This window comes from Burkholderia sp. MSMB1589WGS (genome assembly GCF_001636105.1).
Lineage (GTDB): Bacteria > Pseudomonadota > Gammaproteobacteria > Burkholderiales > Burkholderiaceae > Burkholderia > Burkholderia humptydooensis.
In genome coordinates this window covers 1,674,758-1,689,883 of the sequence record NZ_LNJT01000007.1, presented here as the reverse complement: position 1 = coordinate 1,689,883, position 15,126 = coordinate 1,674,758, and the positions used below count along the sequence as shown (strand labels likewise).

The following is a 15,126-nucleotide window of genomic DNA, read 5'->3' as shown; positions in this document are numbered from 1 at the left end:
AACCATTTCGTCAATCGGCCGGCGCGTTCGGCCGGGCGTCAACCGAGCGTCAGCCCGCCGTCGACGCGAATCACCTGCCCGGTGACGTGGCGCGCTTCGTCGGAGAGCAGAAACGCGATCAGCGCGGCAACGTCGTCCGGCTCCGCGATGCGGCCGAGCGGCGTCGCCTCGTTCGCGCGCCGCCACGCGGCCGCGTTCGCCTTGCTCGGCCCGCGGTCCTTGCGCGTGTAGCCGGGGGCGACCGCGTTGACCGTCACGTGCCGCGGCGCGAGCTCGGCGGCCGCCGTCTTCACGAGCGATTCGAGCGCGGCCTTCGCGGCGGCTGTCGCCGCGAACGGCATGTCGGCGCGATAGCGGTGCGCGACGAACGAGCTGACCGCGACGATCCGCGCGCGAGACGATCGAACGAGCGCCGGCCGCGCGGCGTCCACGAGCGCCGCGAACGCGCCCGGCATCGCCGCGAACGACGCGGCGAGCGCATCGGGCGCAAGGCCCGCGAGCGGCTGACGCACCGCGTAGCCCGCATTCGCGGCAACGTGATCGAGCGCGCCGAATGCGTCGAGCGTCGCGCCGACGAGCCGCGTAGCCGCGCCGGCACAGGCGAGATCCGCGACGAACGTCGCGCATGCGGCGCCCGCTGCGCGGCATCGGTCGGCGACGGCGGCGAGCCGCTCGCGCGCGGCTTCGTCAGCGCCGCGCGCGTGCAGCATCAGCGCGGCGCCGGGTGCGGCGAGCCTCGCTGCGAGCGCCGCGCCGATCCCCGAGCCCGCGCCCGTGATCAGCGCGACCCGCGCGTGCGCGGCGCTCACGCGGCCACGCGCGCTTCGTCGCGGCGCACGTCGAGCGTCTGCTGATGGAACGACGCGACCGATTCGCGATGCGCGATGCTGACGATCGCCGCCTTCGGCAGCCGTTCGTCGAAGAGCCGGTAGAGGCGCGCCTCGTTGTCCGCGTCGAGCGCGCTCGTCGCCTCGTCGAGGAACAGGTAGTCGGGCTTGTGCAGCAGCACGCGCGCGCCCGCGAGGCGCTGCTGCTCGCCGGGCGACAGGGTGCGCGTCCAGTGGCCCGTCTCGCCGAGCCGCTCGGCGTAGTCGGCGAGACCGCACGCGCGCAACGCGTCGCGGCATGCGTCGTCGCTGAACGCGTCGACGGCCGACGGATACGCGAGCGCTGCCTTCAGCGTGCCGATCGGCAAATAGCTCTGCTGCGGAACGAACATCATCCGCGCGGCGACGGGCGCGTCGATCGCGCCGTCGCCGAACGGCCAGAGGCCCGCGAGCGCGCGCATCAGCGTGCTCTTGCCGGAGCCGGACGGCCCGCGCACGAGCCAGCGCGAGCCGGGCTCGATCGCGACGTCGCCGATCGACGCGAGCGCCGCGCCGTTCGGCAGCGCGAGCTTCAGGCCCGACGTCGTGATCTGCTGCGCGTCGACGTAGTGCAGGTTGATGCCGCCGCGCTCGGTCGCGGGCGACATCGATTCCTTCAGATGCGACGCGCCCATCACGCGCTTGAACTCGCGCAGACGGTTGACGGTCGCGCGCCACTCGGCGAGCGTGCCGTAACTGTTGATGAACCACGAGAACGAATCGCTGACGGTGCCGAACGCGCGGCTGATCTGGATCAGCACGCCGAACGTGAACGCGCCCGCGAAGTAGCGCGGCGCGGCGACCGCGATCGGAAAGAGGCTCGCGAGCTGCGCATAGAAGTTCAGCACGAACGTGAGCCGCTTCGTGTAGCGCATCACGCGCCACCAGTTTTCGCGGATACGCTGGAACAGGTTCTGCTCGTGCGAGGTCTCGACGGGCTCGCCGTTGTAGAACGCGATCTGCTCGGCGTTCTCGCGGATGCGGATCAGGCTGAAGCGGAAGTCCGCCTCGACGCGCTGCTGCTGGTAGTTGATCGACACGAGCGGATGGCCGAAGCGGTGCATCACGTACGAGCCCGCGATCGCGTAGATCATCGCGACCCACACCATGTAGCCGGGGATCGTGATCGCGTGGCCGCCGAGCGAGATCGTCGCCGCGCCGGCGATCGACCAGAGGATCGTCGCGAACGAGATCAGCGTGACGACCGTCGACAGCAGGTCGAGCGACAGCGACAGCGTCGTCGACGCGAGCGACTGCAAGTCGTCCGCGATCCGCTGGTCGGGGTTGTCGGCGAGCCGGTCGCGCTCGATCCGGTAGAAGTTGCGATCGCCGAGCCATTCGTTCAGGAAGCGCGTCGTGAGCCACTGCCGCCAGCGGAAGCCGAGCATCTGCCGCAGATACAGGCTGTACACCGCGAGGATGATGAACGCGAACGCGAGCACGGCGAACGTCATCAGCAGGCTCGGGAAGTCGCGCACGTCCTTCGATTGCAGCGCGTTGTAGAACGACGCGCTCCACGAGTTGATCCGCACGTTGATCCACACGAGCGTGAGGTTGATCGCGACGATCGTGACGAGCAGTCCCCACGCGACCTTCCATTCCTCGGAGACCCAGTAGGGCTTGATGAGGCTCCACGTGGAGACCGGGGATCGGGATTGCGTCGGGTCGTCCGGGACGAGGGCGAGGGCTTGCATCGATTGAGTCATGAGCTTCCTGATATGAGGCCGGCAACGCCGGGCCAACGCGCGCGCCGCGCCCGGCGCGTGCGTTCGGCGCCGCGCGCGGCATGCGTGCCGCGGATTCTGGCGAGCATGCCTTAAACGGCGCTTAACGCCGGGAACGGCACTGGCTCGGCGCGCGGCGACGATGTCGCCCATGCGCCGGTTCCAGCGGCATTGTGCCAGCGCCGCCGCGCGGCGGGCGAATTTGCCGCAGCGCGAGGTTTGCGGCCGTTTCCGCTTTTATGGTCTAATGACCGCCGACGAAACAGGGGTGCTTTGCTGCGCGCCCCGGCCTGCCGGATCGGCAGGGCCGGATGCGCGGCGAGGCTGAGAGAGACCCTTCGCACCCGATCCGGGTAATACCGGCGCGGGAAGTTTCCGATCCCGCCGGGCCATGCCCGCCGCCGCCGTTTCGGCGAGCCGCGCGCATCACGGTCCCGGCCGGCCTCAGTCGCCGGTTTCGTCCTTTTGAGTGCGCAACTTCGCGCGTGGCGGAAGGTATCGATGACCGTGCAATCTTCAGCTCTTTTGCGTCGCTGCGAGCCGTCGGCCGCGGCGGCTTCCCTGGCTCCCGCTGCGAGCCGCTCCCCGGTGACGAACACGGCGGACGGATGCGATGAACATGCGTGCGTCTGAACCCGATTTCGCGGTGCTGGGCGGCGGCCTCGTCGGCCGTCTGATCGCGTGGCGCCTCGCGGGCGCGGGGCACCGCGTGTCGCTCTACGAGCGCGGCGACGCGGCGGGCTCAGGCTCGGCCGCGTGGATCGCGGCCGCGATGCTCGCGCCGCTCGCCGAAGCCGCGAGCGCCGAGCGCTTCATCACCGATCTCGGCGTCGCGTCGCTCGATCGGTGGCCGGGCTGGCTCGCCGAGCTGCCGGAGCCCGTGTTCTTCCAGCGCAACGGCACGCTCGTCGTCTGGCACCACGCGGACCGGGCGGAAGCGCCGCTCTTCGAGCGCCGCGTGCGCGCGAATGCGAGCGCCGAGCTGCTCGACGGCGGCCTCGTCACGCTCGCGGGCGCACAGGTCGACGCGGCCGAGCCAGCGCTCGCCGGACGCTTCGCGCACGGCCTGCTGCTGCCGCGCGAAGGCCAGCTCGACAACCGCCAGGTGCTGCACGCGCTCGCCGCGGGCCTCGCCGAGCGCGGCGTCGACGCGCACTGGAACGTCGCCGTCGCGCCCGACGCCGCGCCTGCCGCGCGCATCACGATCGACTGCCGCGGGCTCGGCGCGAAAGCGCAGATGCCGGCGCTGCGCGGGATCCGCGGCGAAGTCGCGCGCGTGCATGCGCCTGGCATCGGCTTGACGCGCCCGGTGCGGCTGCTGCATCCGCGCTATCCGCTCTACGTCGCGCCGAAGGAGAACGATCTTTACGTGATCGGCGCGACCGAGATCGAAGGCGAGGACATGTCGCCCGTCAGCGTGCGCTCCGCGCTCGAGCTGCTGAGCGCCGCGTTCTCGGTGCATCCGGCGTTCGGCGAAGCGCGTATTCTCGAACTGAATGCGCAGTGCCGGCCGACGCTGCCCGACCATCGTCCGGCGCTCGTCTGGGACGGCGGCGCGACGCTCGCGGTCAACGGCCTGTACCGGCACGGTTTCATGATCGCGCCGGAAATCGCCGATGCCGCGGCCCGCTTCGCGCAGGCGCTCGTCGAGCGCACCGTGAAGGACGCCGACACGTTCGCCGCGTGGCGGCGCGACGCGCGCTGGCCGGCGCTGCTGCAGCACCGGGCGGCGCACGCGAGCGCGTGAGCCGCCCGGCGATCCGGTCAAATCCGATCCATCGACATCGACAGCCATCATGGACATCCAGGTCAACCAACAGACGCTCTCGCTGCCCGACGGCGCGACGCTCGCCGACGCGCTCGCCGCATACGGCGCGCGTCCGCCGTTCGCGGTCGCGGTCAACGGCGCGTTCGTCGCGCGCACGCAGCATGCGGCGCGCGCACTCGCCGCAGGCGACAAGCTCGACATCGTGCATCCGGTCGCGGGCGGCTGACGCGCCGACGCGCGAGCATCGCCCCCGCCCCCGTTTCCACAGGATCTTCCGATGAAGCCTCTTTCTTCCGCCGATACGCTCACGCTGCACGGCCAAACCTTCGCGAGCCGCGTGCTGCTCGGCACGTCGCGCTATCCGTCGCTGCAATCGCTGTCCGATTCGATCGCGGCCGCGCGGCCGGGCATGGTGACGGTCGCGCTGCGGCGCCAGATGAACGCCGGCGGGGCCGAGGCCGGCTTCTTCGACCTGCTCAAGCGCCACGACGTGCCGCTGTTGCCGAACACGGCCGGCTGCCAGACGGTGGCCGAGGCGGTGACGACGGCACAGATGGCGCGCGAGGTGTTCGGGACCGACTGGATCAAGCTCGAGCTGATCGGCGACGACTACACGTTGCAGCCGGACCCGATCGGCTTGATCGAGGCGGCGACGCTGCTCGTGAAGGACGGCTTCAAGGTGCTGCCGTACTGCACCGAGGATCTCGTGATGGGCCGGCGCCTGCTCGACGCCGGCTGCGAGGCGCTGATGCCGTGGGGCGCGCCGATCGGCACCGGCAAGGGCGTCGTGAACCCGTACGGGCTGCGCGTGCTGCGCGAGCGGCTGCCGGACGTGCCGCTCATCGTCGACGCGGGGCTCGGCGTGCCGTCGCATGCGTGCCAGGTGATGGAGTGGGGCTTCGACGGCGTGCTGCTGAACACGGCCGTGTCGCAGGCGACGCATCCGGAAATCATGGCGCGCGCGTTCGCGCGGGGCGTCGAGGCGGGGCGCGCGGCCTATCTCGCGGGGCCGATGGATGCGCGCGAGAGCGCGCACGCGAGCACGCCCGTCGTCGGCATGCCGTTCTGGCACCAGGACGGGAGCCATGCATGAGCGCCGCGCTGCCCGACGCGTTCTGGCCTCCCGCCGACGAGCTCACCGAAGCCGCCGAGCGGATTCGCGCGACGCTCGGCGTGTGGCCGCGGCCCGATGCGCGCACGCGAATCTGTCTCGCGCCGCCCGAGCATCCGCGTGCGGGCGACCTGTGGGTCGCGACCGCGGGCGAAGCCGGCGCGCACGGCGCGCACCTCGCGCGGCTGACCGCGGCGGGTGCGCAGGCGATCGTCATCGACGACGTGTCGGCGACGCTCCACACGGGCGCGGCGCGCCATGCGCTCGCCTCGCGCGCGCCGCTCGCCGACGACTGGATCGCGGCGCTCGCCGCCTTTCTCGATTGCGGCTTCGCCGCGCCCGACGCGCTCGTGCTCGCGCTCGCGTGGCGCGACGACGACGAGGCGCGCGGCGACGATCCGTGGCCCGTCGAGCCGGCGCGCTTTCCGCGCGTGCTCGGCGTGCCCGCCGCGCCCGAGCCTGCGTTTGCGCCGTGCCCGCAGCGGCTCGGCCTGTATCCGGTGCTGCCGAGCGCCGAATGGGTCGAGCGCGTGCTCGACTGCGGCGTGCGGACCGCGCAGTTGCGCGTGAAGGACGCGTCGCCCGACGCGCTGCGCGCGGAGGTCGCGCGGGCTGTCGCCGCGGGCCGCCGCCATCCGGACGCGCGCGTGTTCATCAACGATCACTGGCGGCTCGCGCTCGACGCGGGCGCGTACGGCATCCACCTCGGCCAGGAGGATCTGGAGACCGCCGACCTTTGCGCGATCGCGCAGGCGGGCGTGCGGCTCGGCCTGTCGAGCCACGGCTACTACGAAATGCTTGTCGCGCTGCAATTGCAGCCGAGCTACCTCGCGCTCGGCCCGGTGTTCGCGACCGCGACGAAAGCGGTTGCCGCACCGCCGCAGGGCCTCACGCGGCTCGCGCGCTACGCGCGCTTTGCGGGTCCGCAGGCGCCGCTCGTCGCGATCGGCGGAATCGCCGTGGACACGCTCGGCGCGGTGCTGGCGGCGGGCGTCGGCAGCGCGGCCGTCGTCAGTGCAATCACGGGCGCGGACGATTATCGGGCGGCGATTATTGCAATGCAGCAAAATTTCGCATGATAATTTGACAATCTCTGACTGGAGCGCGTGAGCGGCCTTGACGACATCATTCCGATGCAGGCCCTATAATTCGGCGTTCTGCGTATAAGGATTGTCAGCTCCGTGAGCTCCTCCTCCGAGTCCCTGCTAGAGCTTCGCGACGTCGATTTCGGCTACGGCGAGCGTCTCGTCCTGTCGAACCTGAACATGCGCTTCGCGCGCGGCCGGGTGGTCGCGGTGATGGGCGGTTCCGGCTGCGGCAAGACCACCGTGCTGCGCCTGATCGGCGGGCTCGTGCGCGCGCGCCGCGGCCAGGTGCTGTTCGACGGCGCCGACATCGGCGCGCAGACGCGCGACGGGCTGTACGCGCTGCGCCGCAAGATGGGCATGCTGTTCCAGTTCGGCGCGCTCTTCACCGACATGTCGGTGTTCGACAACGTCGCGTTCGCGCTGCGCGAGCATACCGACCTGCCCGAAGAGCTGATCCGCGATCTCGTGCTGATGAAGCTCAACGCGGTCGGCCTGCGCGGCGCGCGCGACCTGATGCCGTCCGAGGTGTCGGGCGGGATGGCGCGGCGCATCGCGCTCGCGCGCGCGATCGCGCTCGACCCGCAGCTCATCATGTACGACGAGCCGTTCGCGGGCCTCGACCCGATTTCGCTCGGCATCACCGCAAACCTGATCCGCACGCTGAACCACGCGCTCGGCGCGACGTCGATTCTCGTCACGCACGACGTGCCGGAATCGTTCGCGATCGCGGATTACGTGTACTTCCTGGCGAACGGCGGCGTGCTGGCCGAGGGCACGCCCGACGCGCTGCGCGCGTCGACCGATCCGAGCGTGCGCCAGTTCATCGACGGCGCGCCGGACGGCCCGTTCAAATTTCACTACATGAGCCAGCCGCTTGCGGCGGACTTCGGACTTGGCGGAGGGCGCAGATGATCAGCGCGATCGGGCGTTTCGTGATCGGCGGACTCGGGCGCACGGGCTATGCGACCCGGATGTTCTTGCGCGTCGTGCTCGAATTCTTTTCGCTGTTGCGGCGGCCGCGGCTCGTCACGAAGCAGATCCACTTCCTCGGCAATTATTCGTTCGTGATCATCGCCGTGTCGGGCCTGTTCGTCGGCTTCGTGCTCGGCCTGCAGGGCTACTACACGCTGAACCGCTACGGCTCCGAGCAGGCGTTGGGCCTGCTCGTCGCGCTGTCGCTCGTGCGCGAGCTCGGCCCCGTCGTGTCGGCGCTGCTGTTCGCGGGCCGCGCGGGCACGTCGCTCACGGCCGAGATCGGCCTGATGAAGGCGGGCGAGCAACTGACCGCGCTCGAGATGATGGCCGTCGATCCGCTGAAGAACGTGATCGCGCCGCGGATGTGGGCGGGCGTCATCGCGATGCCGCTGCTCGCGGCGATCTTCAGCGCGGTGGGCGTGCTCGGCGGCTACATCGTCGGCGTGCTGCTGATCGGCGTCGATCCCGGCGCGTTCTGGTCGCAGATGCAAGGCGGCGTCGAAGTGTGGGCCGACGTCGGCAACGGCGTGCTCAAGAGCGTCGTGTTCGGCTTCGCCGTCACGTTTATCGCGCTGTTTCAGGGTTACGAAGCGAAGCCGACGCCCGAGGGCGTGTCGCACGCGACGACCAAGACTGTCGTGTACGCGTCGCTTGCCATACTCGGCCTCGATTTCCTGCTGACCGCGTTGATGTTCAGCTAAGCCTTTTCTGGGATGACGATGAAAAAGATTGCACTCGACTTCTGGGTCGGCCTCTTCGTGGTGCTGGGCTTTCTCGCGTTGCTGTTTCTCGCGCTGAAGGTCGGCAACATGAGCTCGCTGTCGTTTCAGCCGACTTACGCGGTGAAGATGAAGTTCGACAACATCGGCGGCCTGAAGCCGCGCGCGGCCGTCAAGAGCGCGGGCGTCGTGGTCGGGCGGGTGAAGACGATCGGCTTCGACACGAACACCTACCAGGCGCTCGTCACGATCGATCTCGACAAGCAATACCCGTTTCCGAAGGATTCGTCTGCGAAGATCCTGACGTCGGGCCTGCTCGGCGAGCAGTACATCGGCCTCGATCCGGGCGGCGACACGGAAATGCTGAAGGCGGGCGATACGATCACGATGACGCAGTCGGCGATCGTGCTCGAGAACCTGATCGGCCAGTTCCTGTACAGCAAGGCCGCGGACGCGGGCGGCGCGAAGCCGGCCGCCGCCGCATCGGGCGCGCCGGCGCCTGCGCCCGCGCCGGCGGCGTCGGGCGCGGCGGCACAGTGAACGCCGCGCAAGCGGCATACGAGAGCAGAAGCGAGGGGAAGAACATCATGCAGACGATCCGCATCAGCCGCGCGGTGCTGGCGATCTCGGCCGCCGCGGCATTGAGCGGTTGCGCGACGGTCCAGACGCCGACGAAGGGCGATCCGTTCGAAGGCTTCAACCGGACGATGTACACGTTCAACGACAAGGTCGACCAGTACGCGCTCAAGCCGGTCGCGCGCGGCTACCAGTGGGCGGTGCCGCAGCCGATGCGCGACAGCGTGACGAACTTCTTCTCGAACATCGGCGACGTCTACATCGCCGCGAACAACCTCGTGCAGTTGAAGATCGCCGACGGCGTCGGCGACATCATGCGCGTCGTGATCAACACGGTGTTCGGCGTGGGCGGCCTGTTCGACGTCGCGACGCTCGCGAAGCTGCCGAAGCACGCGAACGACTTCGGCGTGACGCTCGGCCACTACGGCGTGCCGAGCGGCCCATACCTCGTGCTGCCGCTGCTCGGCCCGAGCACGGTGCGCGATACGGCGGGCCTCGCCGTCGACTACGCGGGCAACCCGCTCACCTACGTGCGGCCCGACAGCGTGAGCTGGGGCCTGTTCGGCCTGAACCTCGTGAACACGCGCGCGAACCTGCTGGGCGCGGGCGACGTGCTCGAGGCGGCCGCGATCGACAAGTATTCGTTCGTGCGCAATGCGTACCTGCAGCGCCGCCAGGCGCTGATCGGCGGCAGCACGGGCGCGCAGTCGAACCTGCCGGATTACGGCAACGAAGCGCCGCCGCCGAATTACGAGATGCCGGAAGAGGGCGCCGCGGCGCCCGCGAGCGGCGCGGCCGCGGCATCGGCGGCCTCCGGCGCGGCGCCTGCCGCGGCGGGGTCGGGCACGCCGGCAACGGCCTCGGCGCCGAATCCGGGCAGCGCGACCAACGTGCCCGCGCAGCAGGTCGTGCCGCCGTCGCCGGGCGGCATTCGTCTGCCGAGCATCCGGCTGCACTGATCCGGCACTTACATCGGTTACAGCCGGAAACGATTCTGACGGCGGCCGGCGCGAACTTGCGCGGCGGCCGAGGGTTCCAAGTCTGGCATCGACTCACACAAGCAGGTCATACCTATGAAGAAACTGTTCCTGATCCCCGTTTTTGCCGCGCTGTTCTCGTTCGGCGCGGCCGTCGCGCATGCGGAAGTCGACCAGTCGAACCCGCAGGCGCTCATCAAGTCCGCGACGCAGCAGGTGCTCGACGAGGTGCGCGCGCAGACGATCAAGCAGGGCGACACCGCCCGCATCATGACGATCGTCAACAGGGACATCCTGCCGTACACCGATTTCCGCCGCACGACGCAACTCGCGATGGGCCGCAACTGGCGCACCGCGACGCCCGCCCAGCAGCAGCAGGTGATCGAGCAGTTCAAGCAACTGCTGATCCGCACCTATTCGGGCGCGCTCGCGCAACTGAAGCCGGACCAGCAGATCCAGTACCCGCCGTTCCGCGCCGATGCGGACGCCACCGACGTCGTCGTGCGCACGGTCGCGATGAACAACGGCCAGCCGGTGCAGATCGACTACCGTCTGTACAAGACGACGCAGGGCTGGCGCGTCTATGACCTGAACGTGCTGGGCGCCTGGCTGATCCAGACCTACCAGCAGCAGTTCAGCGAGAAGATCCAGCAAAGCGGCGTCGACGGCCTGATCCAGTTCCTGACCGAGCGCAACCAGCAGCTTGCCTCGGGCAAGCAGGCATCGTGAGCCGCTTCGACTCCGGCGCGACGCTGACCCACGCGAGCGCGAAGGCCGCGCTCGCGCAAGGGCTCGCGCGCATCGACGCGGGCGCGACCGCCGTCGACTGCGGCGCGCTCGCGCAGTTCGATTCGTCGGCGCTCGCGGTGCTGCTCGCGTGGCAGCGCGCCGCGCGGGCGCGCGGGGTGACGCTCGACATCGTCAACCTGCCGCCGAAGCTCGCGAGCCTCGCGCAGGCGTACGGCGTCGATACACTTCTCTCCGGGCGACATTGACGCCCGCGTCCGGGCCCGCCTGCGGCCGCCGCGCCGTTTGCGAGCCCGCTCCGTTCCGTTGATCGACAGGGCGCGCGCCCGCCGCCAGCCGGGCCGGGCGTGACCGATGCGCGCAAAGCGCGGCTCGACGCATTCGCGGCGCGCGTCGCGCGTCCGGGCGTCGACTCCGGGTTCCCCACGCCGGCCGGCCTGGCCGGTTTGCCCTATAATCAACCGTTTTGCGGGACTGCCGAACGGTCCCCATTTCCCCTTTCGCATCGAGCATAAAGAAGGCGCTGCGGCCGTCGTGCCGCGCTCAGTCATGTCAGCCATAGAAATCCGTCACGTCAAGAAGCGCTACAAGTCGCTTCAGGCGCTCAAGGGCGTCAGCCTGTCGGTCGAGGAAGGCGAGTTTTTCGGTCTGCTCGGCCCGAACGGCGCAGGCAAGACCACACTCATCAGCATTCTCGCCGGCCTCGCGCGCGCCGACGAAGGCACCATCGCGGTGCGCGGCCACGACGTCGTCAAGGATTTCCGGGCGGCGCGGCGCGCGCTCGGCGTCGTCCCGCAGGAACTCGTGTTCGATCCGTTCTTCACGGTGCGCGAGACGCTGCGCATCCAGTCCGGCTACTTCGGGCTGCACCGCAACGACGACTGGATCGACGAAGTGATGGCGAACCTCGATCTCACCGACAAGGCCGACGCGAACATGCGCGCGCTGTCGGGCGGGATGAAGCGGCGCGTGCTCGTCGCGCAGGCGCTCGTGCACCGGCCGCCCGTGATCGTGCTCGACGAGCCGACGGCGGGCGTCGACGTCGAACTGCGCCAGACGCTGTGGAAGTTCATCTCGCGACTCAACCGCGAAGGCCACACGATCGTGCTGACCACCCACTATCTCGAGGAAGCCGAATCGCTCTGCGACCGCATCGCGATGCTCCGGCGCGGCGAAGTCGTCGCGCTCGACCGCACGCGCACGCTGCTGCAGCGTTTCTCGGGGCTGCAACTGTTCGTGCGGCTGTCGCGCGGCGCGCTGCCCGCCGAGCTGCGCGCGCTCGAGGCCGAGCCCGCGCCCGCCGCGGCGCCCGAGCATCTGCTGCGGATCACCGATTACGACGAGGTCGAGCGGATTCTGTCGCTATGCCGCGCGGCCGGCTGCGGCTTCGACGAGATCGAGATCCGCAAGGCCGATCTGGAGGATGTGTTCGTGCAGGTGATGAACGGCGCCGATGTGATCGAGGGGTTGGCATGAGCGGGTTTCGCACGCTGTTCTACAAGGAAATCCTGCGGTTCTGGAAGGTGTCGTTCCAGACGGTGCTCGCGCCCGTCGTCACCGCGCTCCTCTATCTGACGATCTTCGGGCATGCGCTGACGGGCCGCGTCGACGTGTATCCGGGCGTCGAGTACGTGAGCTTCCTCGTGCCCGGCCTCGTGATGATGAGCGTGCTGCAGAACGCGTTCGCGAACAGCTCGTCGTCGCTGATCCAGTCGAAGATCACGGGCAATCTCGTGTTCATGCTGCTGCCGCCGCTGTCGCACGCGGACATCTTCGGCGCTTACGTGCTCGCGTCCGTCGTGCGCGGGCTCGCGGTCGGCGCGGGCGTGTTCGTCGTTACGATCTGGTTCATTCCGATGAGCTTCGCCGCGCCCGTCTACATCGTCGCGTTCGCGCTGTTCGGCTCGGCGATCCTCGGCACGCTCGGCCTGATCGCCGGGATCTGGGCCGAGAAGTTCGATCAGCTCGCCGCGTTCCAGAACTTCCTCATCATGCCGCTCACGTTCCTGTCGGGCGTGTTCTATTCGACGCATTCGCTGCCGCCCGTGTGGCGCGAGGTGTCGCGGCTCAACCCGTTCTTCTACATGATCGACGGCTTCCGCTACGGGTTCTTCGGCATTGCCGACGTGAATCCGCTCGCGAGCCTTTCGGTCGTCGCCGGCTTCTTCGTGCTGCTCGCGCTGATCGCGATGCGGCTCCTCGCCACCGGCTACAAACTGCGTCATTGATATGAAACGACGGCCGCGCGCCGCGTCGCCGCGCGCGCCGGGCGGCCCCGCGCGTACTGACAGGAGCATTTCATGTTGCCGACTCCCGAACTAGTCAAGCAATACATCGAGGCGGGCCTTGCCTGCACGCATCTGGAAGTCGAAGGCGACGGCCAGCATTTCTTCGCGACGATCGTGTCGCCCGCGTTCGAGGGCAAGCGGCCGATCCAGCGGCATCAGCTCGTCTATGCGGCGCTCGGCGATCGCATGAAGCAGGAAATCCACGCGCTCAGCATGAAGACGCTGACGCCCGCCGAATGGCAGAACGCATAAACGGAAACAGTCAGTGCAAGTCACCGTCAACGAACGCGACGCCGTCGAGCGCGTCGCCACGGCAACCCCGGCCGGCAATCGGGAAGCGCACGCGCATGGCACGGACAAGCTCGCGATCGACGGCGGCCGGCGCCTCGCCGGCGAGATCGCCGTGTCGGGCGCGAAGAACGCCGCGCTGCCGATCCTCTGCGCGGGCCTGCTGAGCGCCGAGCCCGTGCGCCTCGATAACGTGCCGAACCTGAAGGACGTGCGCACGACGCTCGCGCTGCTCGGCCAGATGGGCATGCGCGAGGAGACGGACGGCGCGCGCGTCGTGCTCGACGCATCGCGCGTCGACAATCCGGTTGCGCCGTACGAGCTCGTGAAGACGATGCGCGCGTCGATCCTCGTGCTCGGCCCGCTGCTCGCGCGCTTCGGCTACGCGAGGGTGTCGCTGCCGGGCGGCTGCGCGATCGGCGCGCGGCCCGTCGACCAGCACATCAAGGGCCTGCAGGCGATGGGCGCCGAGATCCACATCGAGCACGGCTACATCGAGGCGCGCGCGAAGCGCCTTGCGGGCGCGCGCATCGTCACCGACATGATCACCGTGACGGGCACCGAGAACCTGCTGATGGCGGCGACGCTCGCCGACGGCGAGACGGTGATCGAGAACGCCGCGCGCGAGCCGGAAGTGACGGACCTCGCGCATCTGCTCGTCGCGATGGGCGCGAAGATCGACGGCATCGGCACCGACCGGCTCGTGATCCAGGGCGTCGAGCGCCTGCACGGCGCGACGCACGCGGTGATTCCCGACCGGATCGAGGCGGGCACGTTCCTGTGCGCGGTCGCGGCGGCGGGCGGCGACGTGACGCTGACGGGCATGCGCGCGCACATCCTCGACGCGGTGATCGACAAGCTGCGCGAAGCGGGCGCGACGATCGACGAAGGCATCGACACGCTGCGCGTGCGGATGGACCGCCGGCCGAGCGCGGTCGCGATCCGCACGTCCGAATACCCGGCGTTTCCGACCGACATGCAGGCGCAGTTCATGGCGCTGAACGCGGTCGCACAGGGCGCCGCGCACGTGACCGAGACGATCTTCGAGAACCGCTTCATGCACGTGCAGGAGCTGAACCGCCTCGGCGCGAACATCGCGGTCGACGGCAACACGGCGCTCGTCACAGGCGTGCCGACGCTCTCGGGCGCGAGCGTGATGGCGACCGACCTGCGCGCGTCGGCGAGCCTCGTGATCGCCGGCCTTTGCGCGGAAGGCGAGACGCTCGTCGACCGCATCTATCATTTGGACCGCGGCTACGACCGGATGGAGACGAAGCTGACGGCCGTCGGCGCGAACGTGCGCCGCATTTCAGGGAGCGAAGCATGACCGCACCGCTGACGCTGGCGTTGTCGAAAGGGCGTATCTTCGAGGAAACCGTGCCGCTCCTCGCGGCGGCGGGCGTGACGGTCGCCGAGGACCCGGAGACCTCGCGCAAGCTGATCCTGCCGACCACCGATCCGAACCTGCGCGTGATCGTCGTGCGCGCGACCGACGTGCCGACCTATGTCGAGTACGGCGCGGCCGATTTCGGCGTCGCCGGCAAGGACGTGCTGCTCGAGCACGGCGGCGGCGGGCTGTATCAGCCGATCGATCTGAACATTGCGCGCTGCCGGATGTCGGTCGCGGTGCCCGCGGGCTTCGATTACGCGAACGCGGTGCGCCAGGGCGCGCGGCTGCGCGTCGCGACGAAGTACGTCGAAACGGCGCGCGAGCACTTCGCCGCGAAGGGCGTGCACGTCGACCTGATCAAGCTGTACGGCTCGATGGAGCTTGCGCCGCTCGTCGGCCTGGCCGACGCGATCGTCGACCTCGTCAGCTCGGGCGGCACGCTGAAGGCGAACAATCTGGTCGAGGTCGAGGAGATCATGCCGATCTCGTCACGCCTCGTCGTGAACCAGGCCGCGCTGAAGCTGAAGCGCGCCGCGCTGAAGCCGTTCCTCGACGCGTTCGAACGCGCGTCGCAGCGTAGCGGCGCTTGACCCAGACGGTTTTCGGCGC

17 protein-coding genes and 1 riboswitch are annotated in these 15,126 nt (G+C 69.4%); of the genes, 15 read left to right on the top strand and 2 right to left on the bottom strand.

Annotation, left to right across the window (positions count from 1 at the left end; translation table 11 throughout):
* Positions 1-38: 38 nt before the first annotated feature.
* Both WT16_RS15675 and WT16_RS15670 read right to left on the bottom strand, forming a co-directional pair.
* Positions 39-809 carry an SDR family oxidoreductase gene (locus WT16_RS15675; RefSeq protein WP_063533666.1) on the bottom strand — a complete coding sequence of 257 codons (771 nt, stop codon included), beginning with the start codon at positions 807-809 and terminating at the stop codon, positions 39-41.
* A complete protein-coding gene (locus WT16_RS15670) occupies positions 806-2,572 on the bottom strand; it encodes an ABC transporter ATP-binding protein/permease (RefSeq protein WP_015601742.1) in 1,767 nt (588 codons plus the stop codon). Before WT16_RS15670 ends, WT16_RS15675 begins: the two co-directional genes overlap by 4 nt.
* A gap of 272 nt (positions 2,573-2,844) precedes the next feature.
* Positions 2,845-2,978: riboswitch (TPP riboswitch) on the top strand.
* Positions 2,979-3,203: 225 nt separating this feature from the next.
* Between WT16_RS15670 and WT16_RS15665 the strand changes: the two genes are divergently transcribed.
* The 15 genes from WT16_RS15665 to hisG all read left to right on the top strand — a co-directional run bounded on the left by WT16_RS15665 (position 3,204) and on the right by hisG (position 15,107).
* The gene (locus WT16_RS15665; protein ID WP_063533665.1) at positions 3,204-4,337 is read left to right on the top strand and encodes an FAD-dependent oxidoreductase; all 1,134 of its coding nucleotides are present in this window, start codon (positions 3,204-3,206) and stop codon (positions 4,335-4,337) included.
* A 49-nt stretch (positions 4,338-4,386) separates the two neighbouring features.
* Entirely contained in the window at positions 4,387-4,584 is a 198-nt protein-coding gene (thiS, locus tag WT16_RS15660; protein WP_015601118.1) for a sulfur carrier protein ThiS, read from the top strand.
* 51 nt (positions 4,585-4,635) lie between these two features.
* Complete coding sequence (locus WT16_RS15655) at positions 4,636-5,451, top strand: thiazole synthase (RefSeq protein WP_006029338.1); 816 nt, start codon at positions 4,636-4,638, stop codon at positions 5,449-5,451.
* Complete coding sequence (gene thiE, locus WT16_RS33735; RefSeq protein WP_156521448.1) at positions 5,448-6,548, top strand: thiamine phosphate synthase; 1,101 nt, start codon at positions 5,448-5,450, stop codon at positions 6,546-6,548. Before WT16_RS15655 ends, thiE begins: the two co-directional genes overlap by 4 nt.
* Before the next feature lie 102 nt (positions 6,549-6,650).
* A complete protein-coding gene (locus WT16_RS15645) occupies positions 6,651-7,469 on the top strand; it encodes an ABC transporter ATP-binding protein (RefSeq protein WP_006029340.1) in 819 nt (272 codons plus the stop codon).
* The gene (gene mlaE, locus WT16_RS15640) at positions 7,466-8,233 is read left to right on the top strand and encodes a lipid asymmetry maintenance ABC transporter permease subunit MlaE (protein WP_063533664.1); all 768 of its coding nucleotides are present in this window, start codon (positions 7,466-7,468) and stop codon (positions 8,231-8,233) included. Before WT16_RS15645 ends, mlaE begins: the two co-directional genes overlap by 4 nt.
* Positions 8,234-8,245: 12 nt before the next feature.
* On the top strand, positions 8,246-8,791 hold the full coding sequence (gene mlaD, locus WT16_RS15635; protein WP_041861565.1) for an outer membrane lipid asymmetry maintenance protein MlaD: 546 nt from the start codon (positions 8,246-8,248) through the stop codon (positions 8,789-8,791).
* A gap of 47 nt (positions 8,792-8,838) precedes the next feature.
* A complete protein-coding gene (locus tag WT16_RS15630; RefSeq protein ID WP_015601666.1) occupies positions 8,839-9,786 on the top strand; it encodes a VacJ family lipoprotein in 948 nt (315 codons plus the stop codon).
* Between the two features lie 114 nt (positions 9,787-9,900).
* Complete coding sequence (locus WT16_RS15625) at positions 9,901-10,533, top strand: ABC transporter substrate-binding protein (protein ID WP_015602206.1); 633 nt, start codon at positions 9,901-9,903, stop codon at positions 10,531-10,533.
* Positions 10,530-10,799, top strand: coding sequence for an STAS domain-containing protein (locus WT16_RS15620; RefSeq protein WP_006029345.1), 270 nt, complete (start codon positions 10,530-10,532; stop codon positions 10,797-10,799). Before WT16_RS15625 ends, WT16_RS15620 begins: the two co-directional genes overlap by 4 nt.
* A gap of 301 nt (positions 10,800-11,100) precedes the next feature.
* Positions 11,101-12,027 carry an ABC transporter ATP-binding protein gene (locus WT16_RS15615; RefSeq protein WP_015601785.1) on the top strand — a complete coding sequence of 309 codons (927 nt, stop codon included), beginning with the start codon at positions 11,101-11,103 and terminating at the stop codon, positions 12,025-12,027.
* Positions 12,024-12,779, top strand: coding sequence for an ABC transporter permease (locus tag WT16_RS15610; RefSeq protein WP_006029347.1), 756 nt, complete (start codon positions 12,024-12,026; stop codon positions 12,777-12,779). Before WT16_RS15615 ends, WT16_RS15610 begins: the two co-directional genes overlap by 4 nt.
* 72 nt (positions 12,780-12,851) lie before the next feature.
* The gene (locus WT16_RS15605; protein WP_006029348.1) at positions 12,852-13,091 is read left to right on the top strand and encodes a BolA family protein; all 240 of its coding nucleotides are present in this window, start codon (positions 12,852-12,854) and stop codon (positions 13,089-13,091) included.
* Positions 13,092-13,104: 13 nt separating this feature from the next.
* Complete coding sequence (murA, locus tag WT16_RS15600) at positions 13,105-14,454, top strand: UDP-N-acetylglucosamine 1-carboxyvinyltransferase (RefSeq protein WP_015602075.1); 1,350 nt, start codon at positions 13,105-13,107, stop codon at positions 14,452-14,454.
* Positions 14,451-15,107, top strand: a complete 657-nt coding sequence (gene hisG, locus WT16_RS15595) for an ATP phosphoribosyltransferase (protein WP_006029350.1) — start codon at positions 14,451-14,453, stop codon at positions 15,105-15,107. Before murA ends, hisG begins: the two co-directional genes overlap by 4 nt.
* The last annotated feature ends 19 nt before the right edge of the window (positions 15,108-15,126 follow it).

What these genes read in the sequence shown, in the direction of transcription:
- thiE (WP_156521448.1), top strand. Translation starts at nt 5,448, where the DNA reads ATGAGCGCCGCGCTGCCCGACGCGTTCTGGCCTCCCGCCGACGAGCTC.
- WT16_RS15630 (WP_015601666.1), top strand. Translation starts at nt 8,839, where the DNA reads ATGCAGACGATCCGCATCAGCCGCGCGGTGCTGGCGATCTCGGCCGCC.
- WT16_RS15670 (WP_015601742.1), bottom strand. Translation starts at nt 2,572, where the DNA reads ATGACTCAATCGATGCAAGCCCTCGCCCTCGTCCCGGACGACCCGACG.
- WT16_RS15605 (WP_006029348.1), top strand. Translation starts at nt 12,852, where the DNA reads ATGTTGCCGACTCCCGAACTAGTCAAGCAATACATCGAGGCGGGCCTT.
- thiS (WP_015601118.1), top strand. Translation starts at nt 4,387, where the DNA reads ATGGACATCCAGGTCAACCAACAGACGCTCTCGCTGCCCGACGGCGCG.
- WT16_RS15625 (WP_015602206.1), top strand. Translation starts at nt 9,901, where the DNA reads ATGAAGAAACTGTTCCTGATCCCCGTTTTTGCCGCGCTGTTCTCGTTC.
- WT16_RS15655 (WP_006029338.1), top strand. Translation starts at nt 4,636, where the DNA reads ATGAAGCCTCTTTCTTCCGCCGATACGCTCACGCTGCACGGCCAAACC.
- mlaD (WP_041861565.1), top strand. Translation starts at nt 8,246, where the DNA reads ATGACGATGAAAAAGATTGCACTCGACTTCTGGGTCGGCCTCTTCGTG.
- WT16_RS15665 (WP_063533665.1), top strand. Translation starts at nt 3,204, where the DNA reads ATGAACATGCGTGCGTCTGAACCCGATTTCGCGGTGCTGGGCGGCGGC.
- WT16_RS15610 (WP_006029347.1), top strand. Translation starts at nt 12,024, where the DNA reads ATGAGCGGGTTTCGCACGCTGTTCTACAAGGAAATCCTGCGGTTCTGG.
- WT16_RS15615 (WP_015601785.1), top strand. Translation starts at nt 11,101, where the DNA reads ATGTCAGCCATAGAAATCCGTCACGTCAAGAAGCGCTACAAGTCGCTT.
- hisG (WP_006029350.1), top strand. Translation starts at nt 14,451, where the DNA reads ATGACCGCACCGCTGACGCTGGCGTTGTCGAAAGGGCGTATCTTCGAG.
- mlaE (WP_063533664.1), top strand. Translation starts at nt 7,466, where the DNA reads ATGATCAGCGCGATCGGGCGTTTCGTGATCGGCGGACTCGGGCGCACG.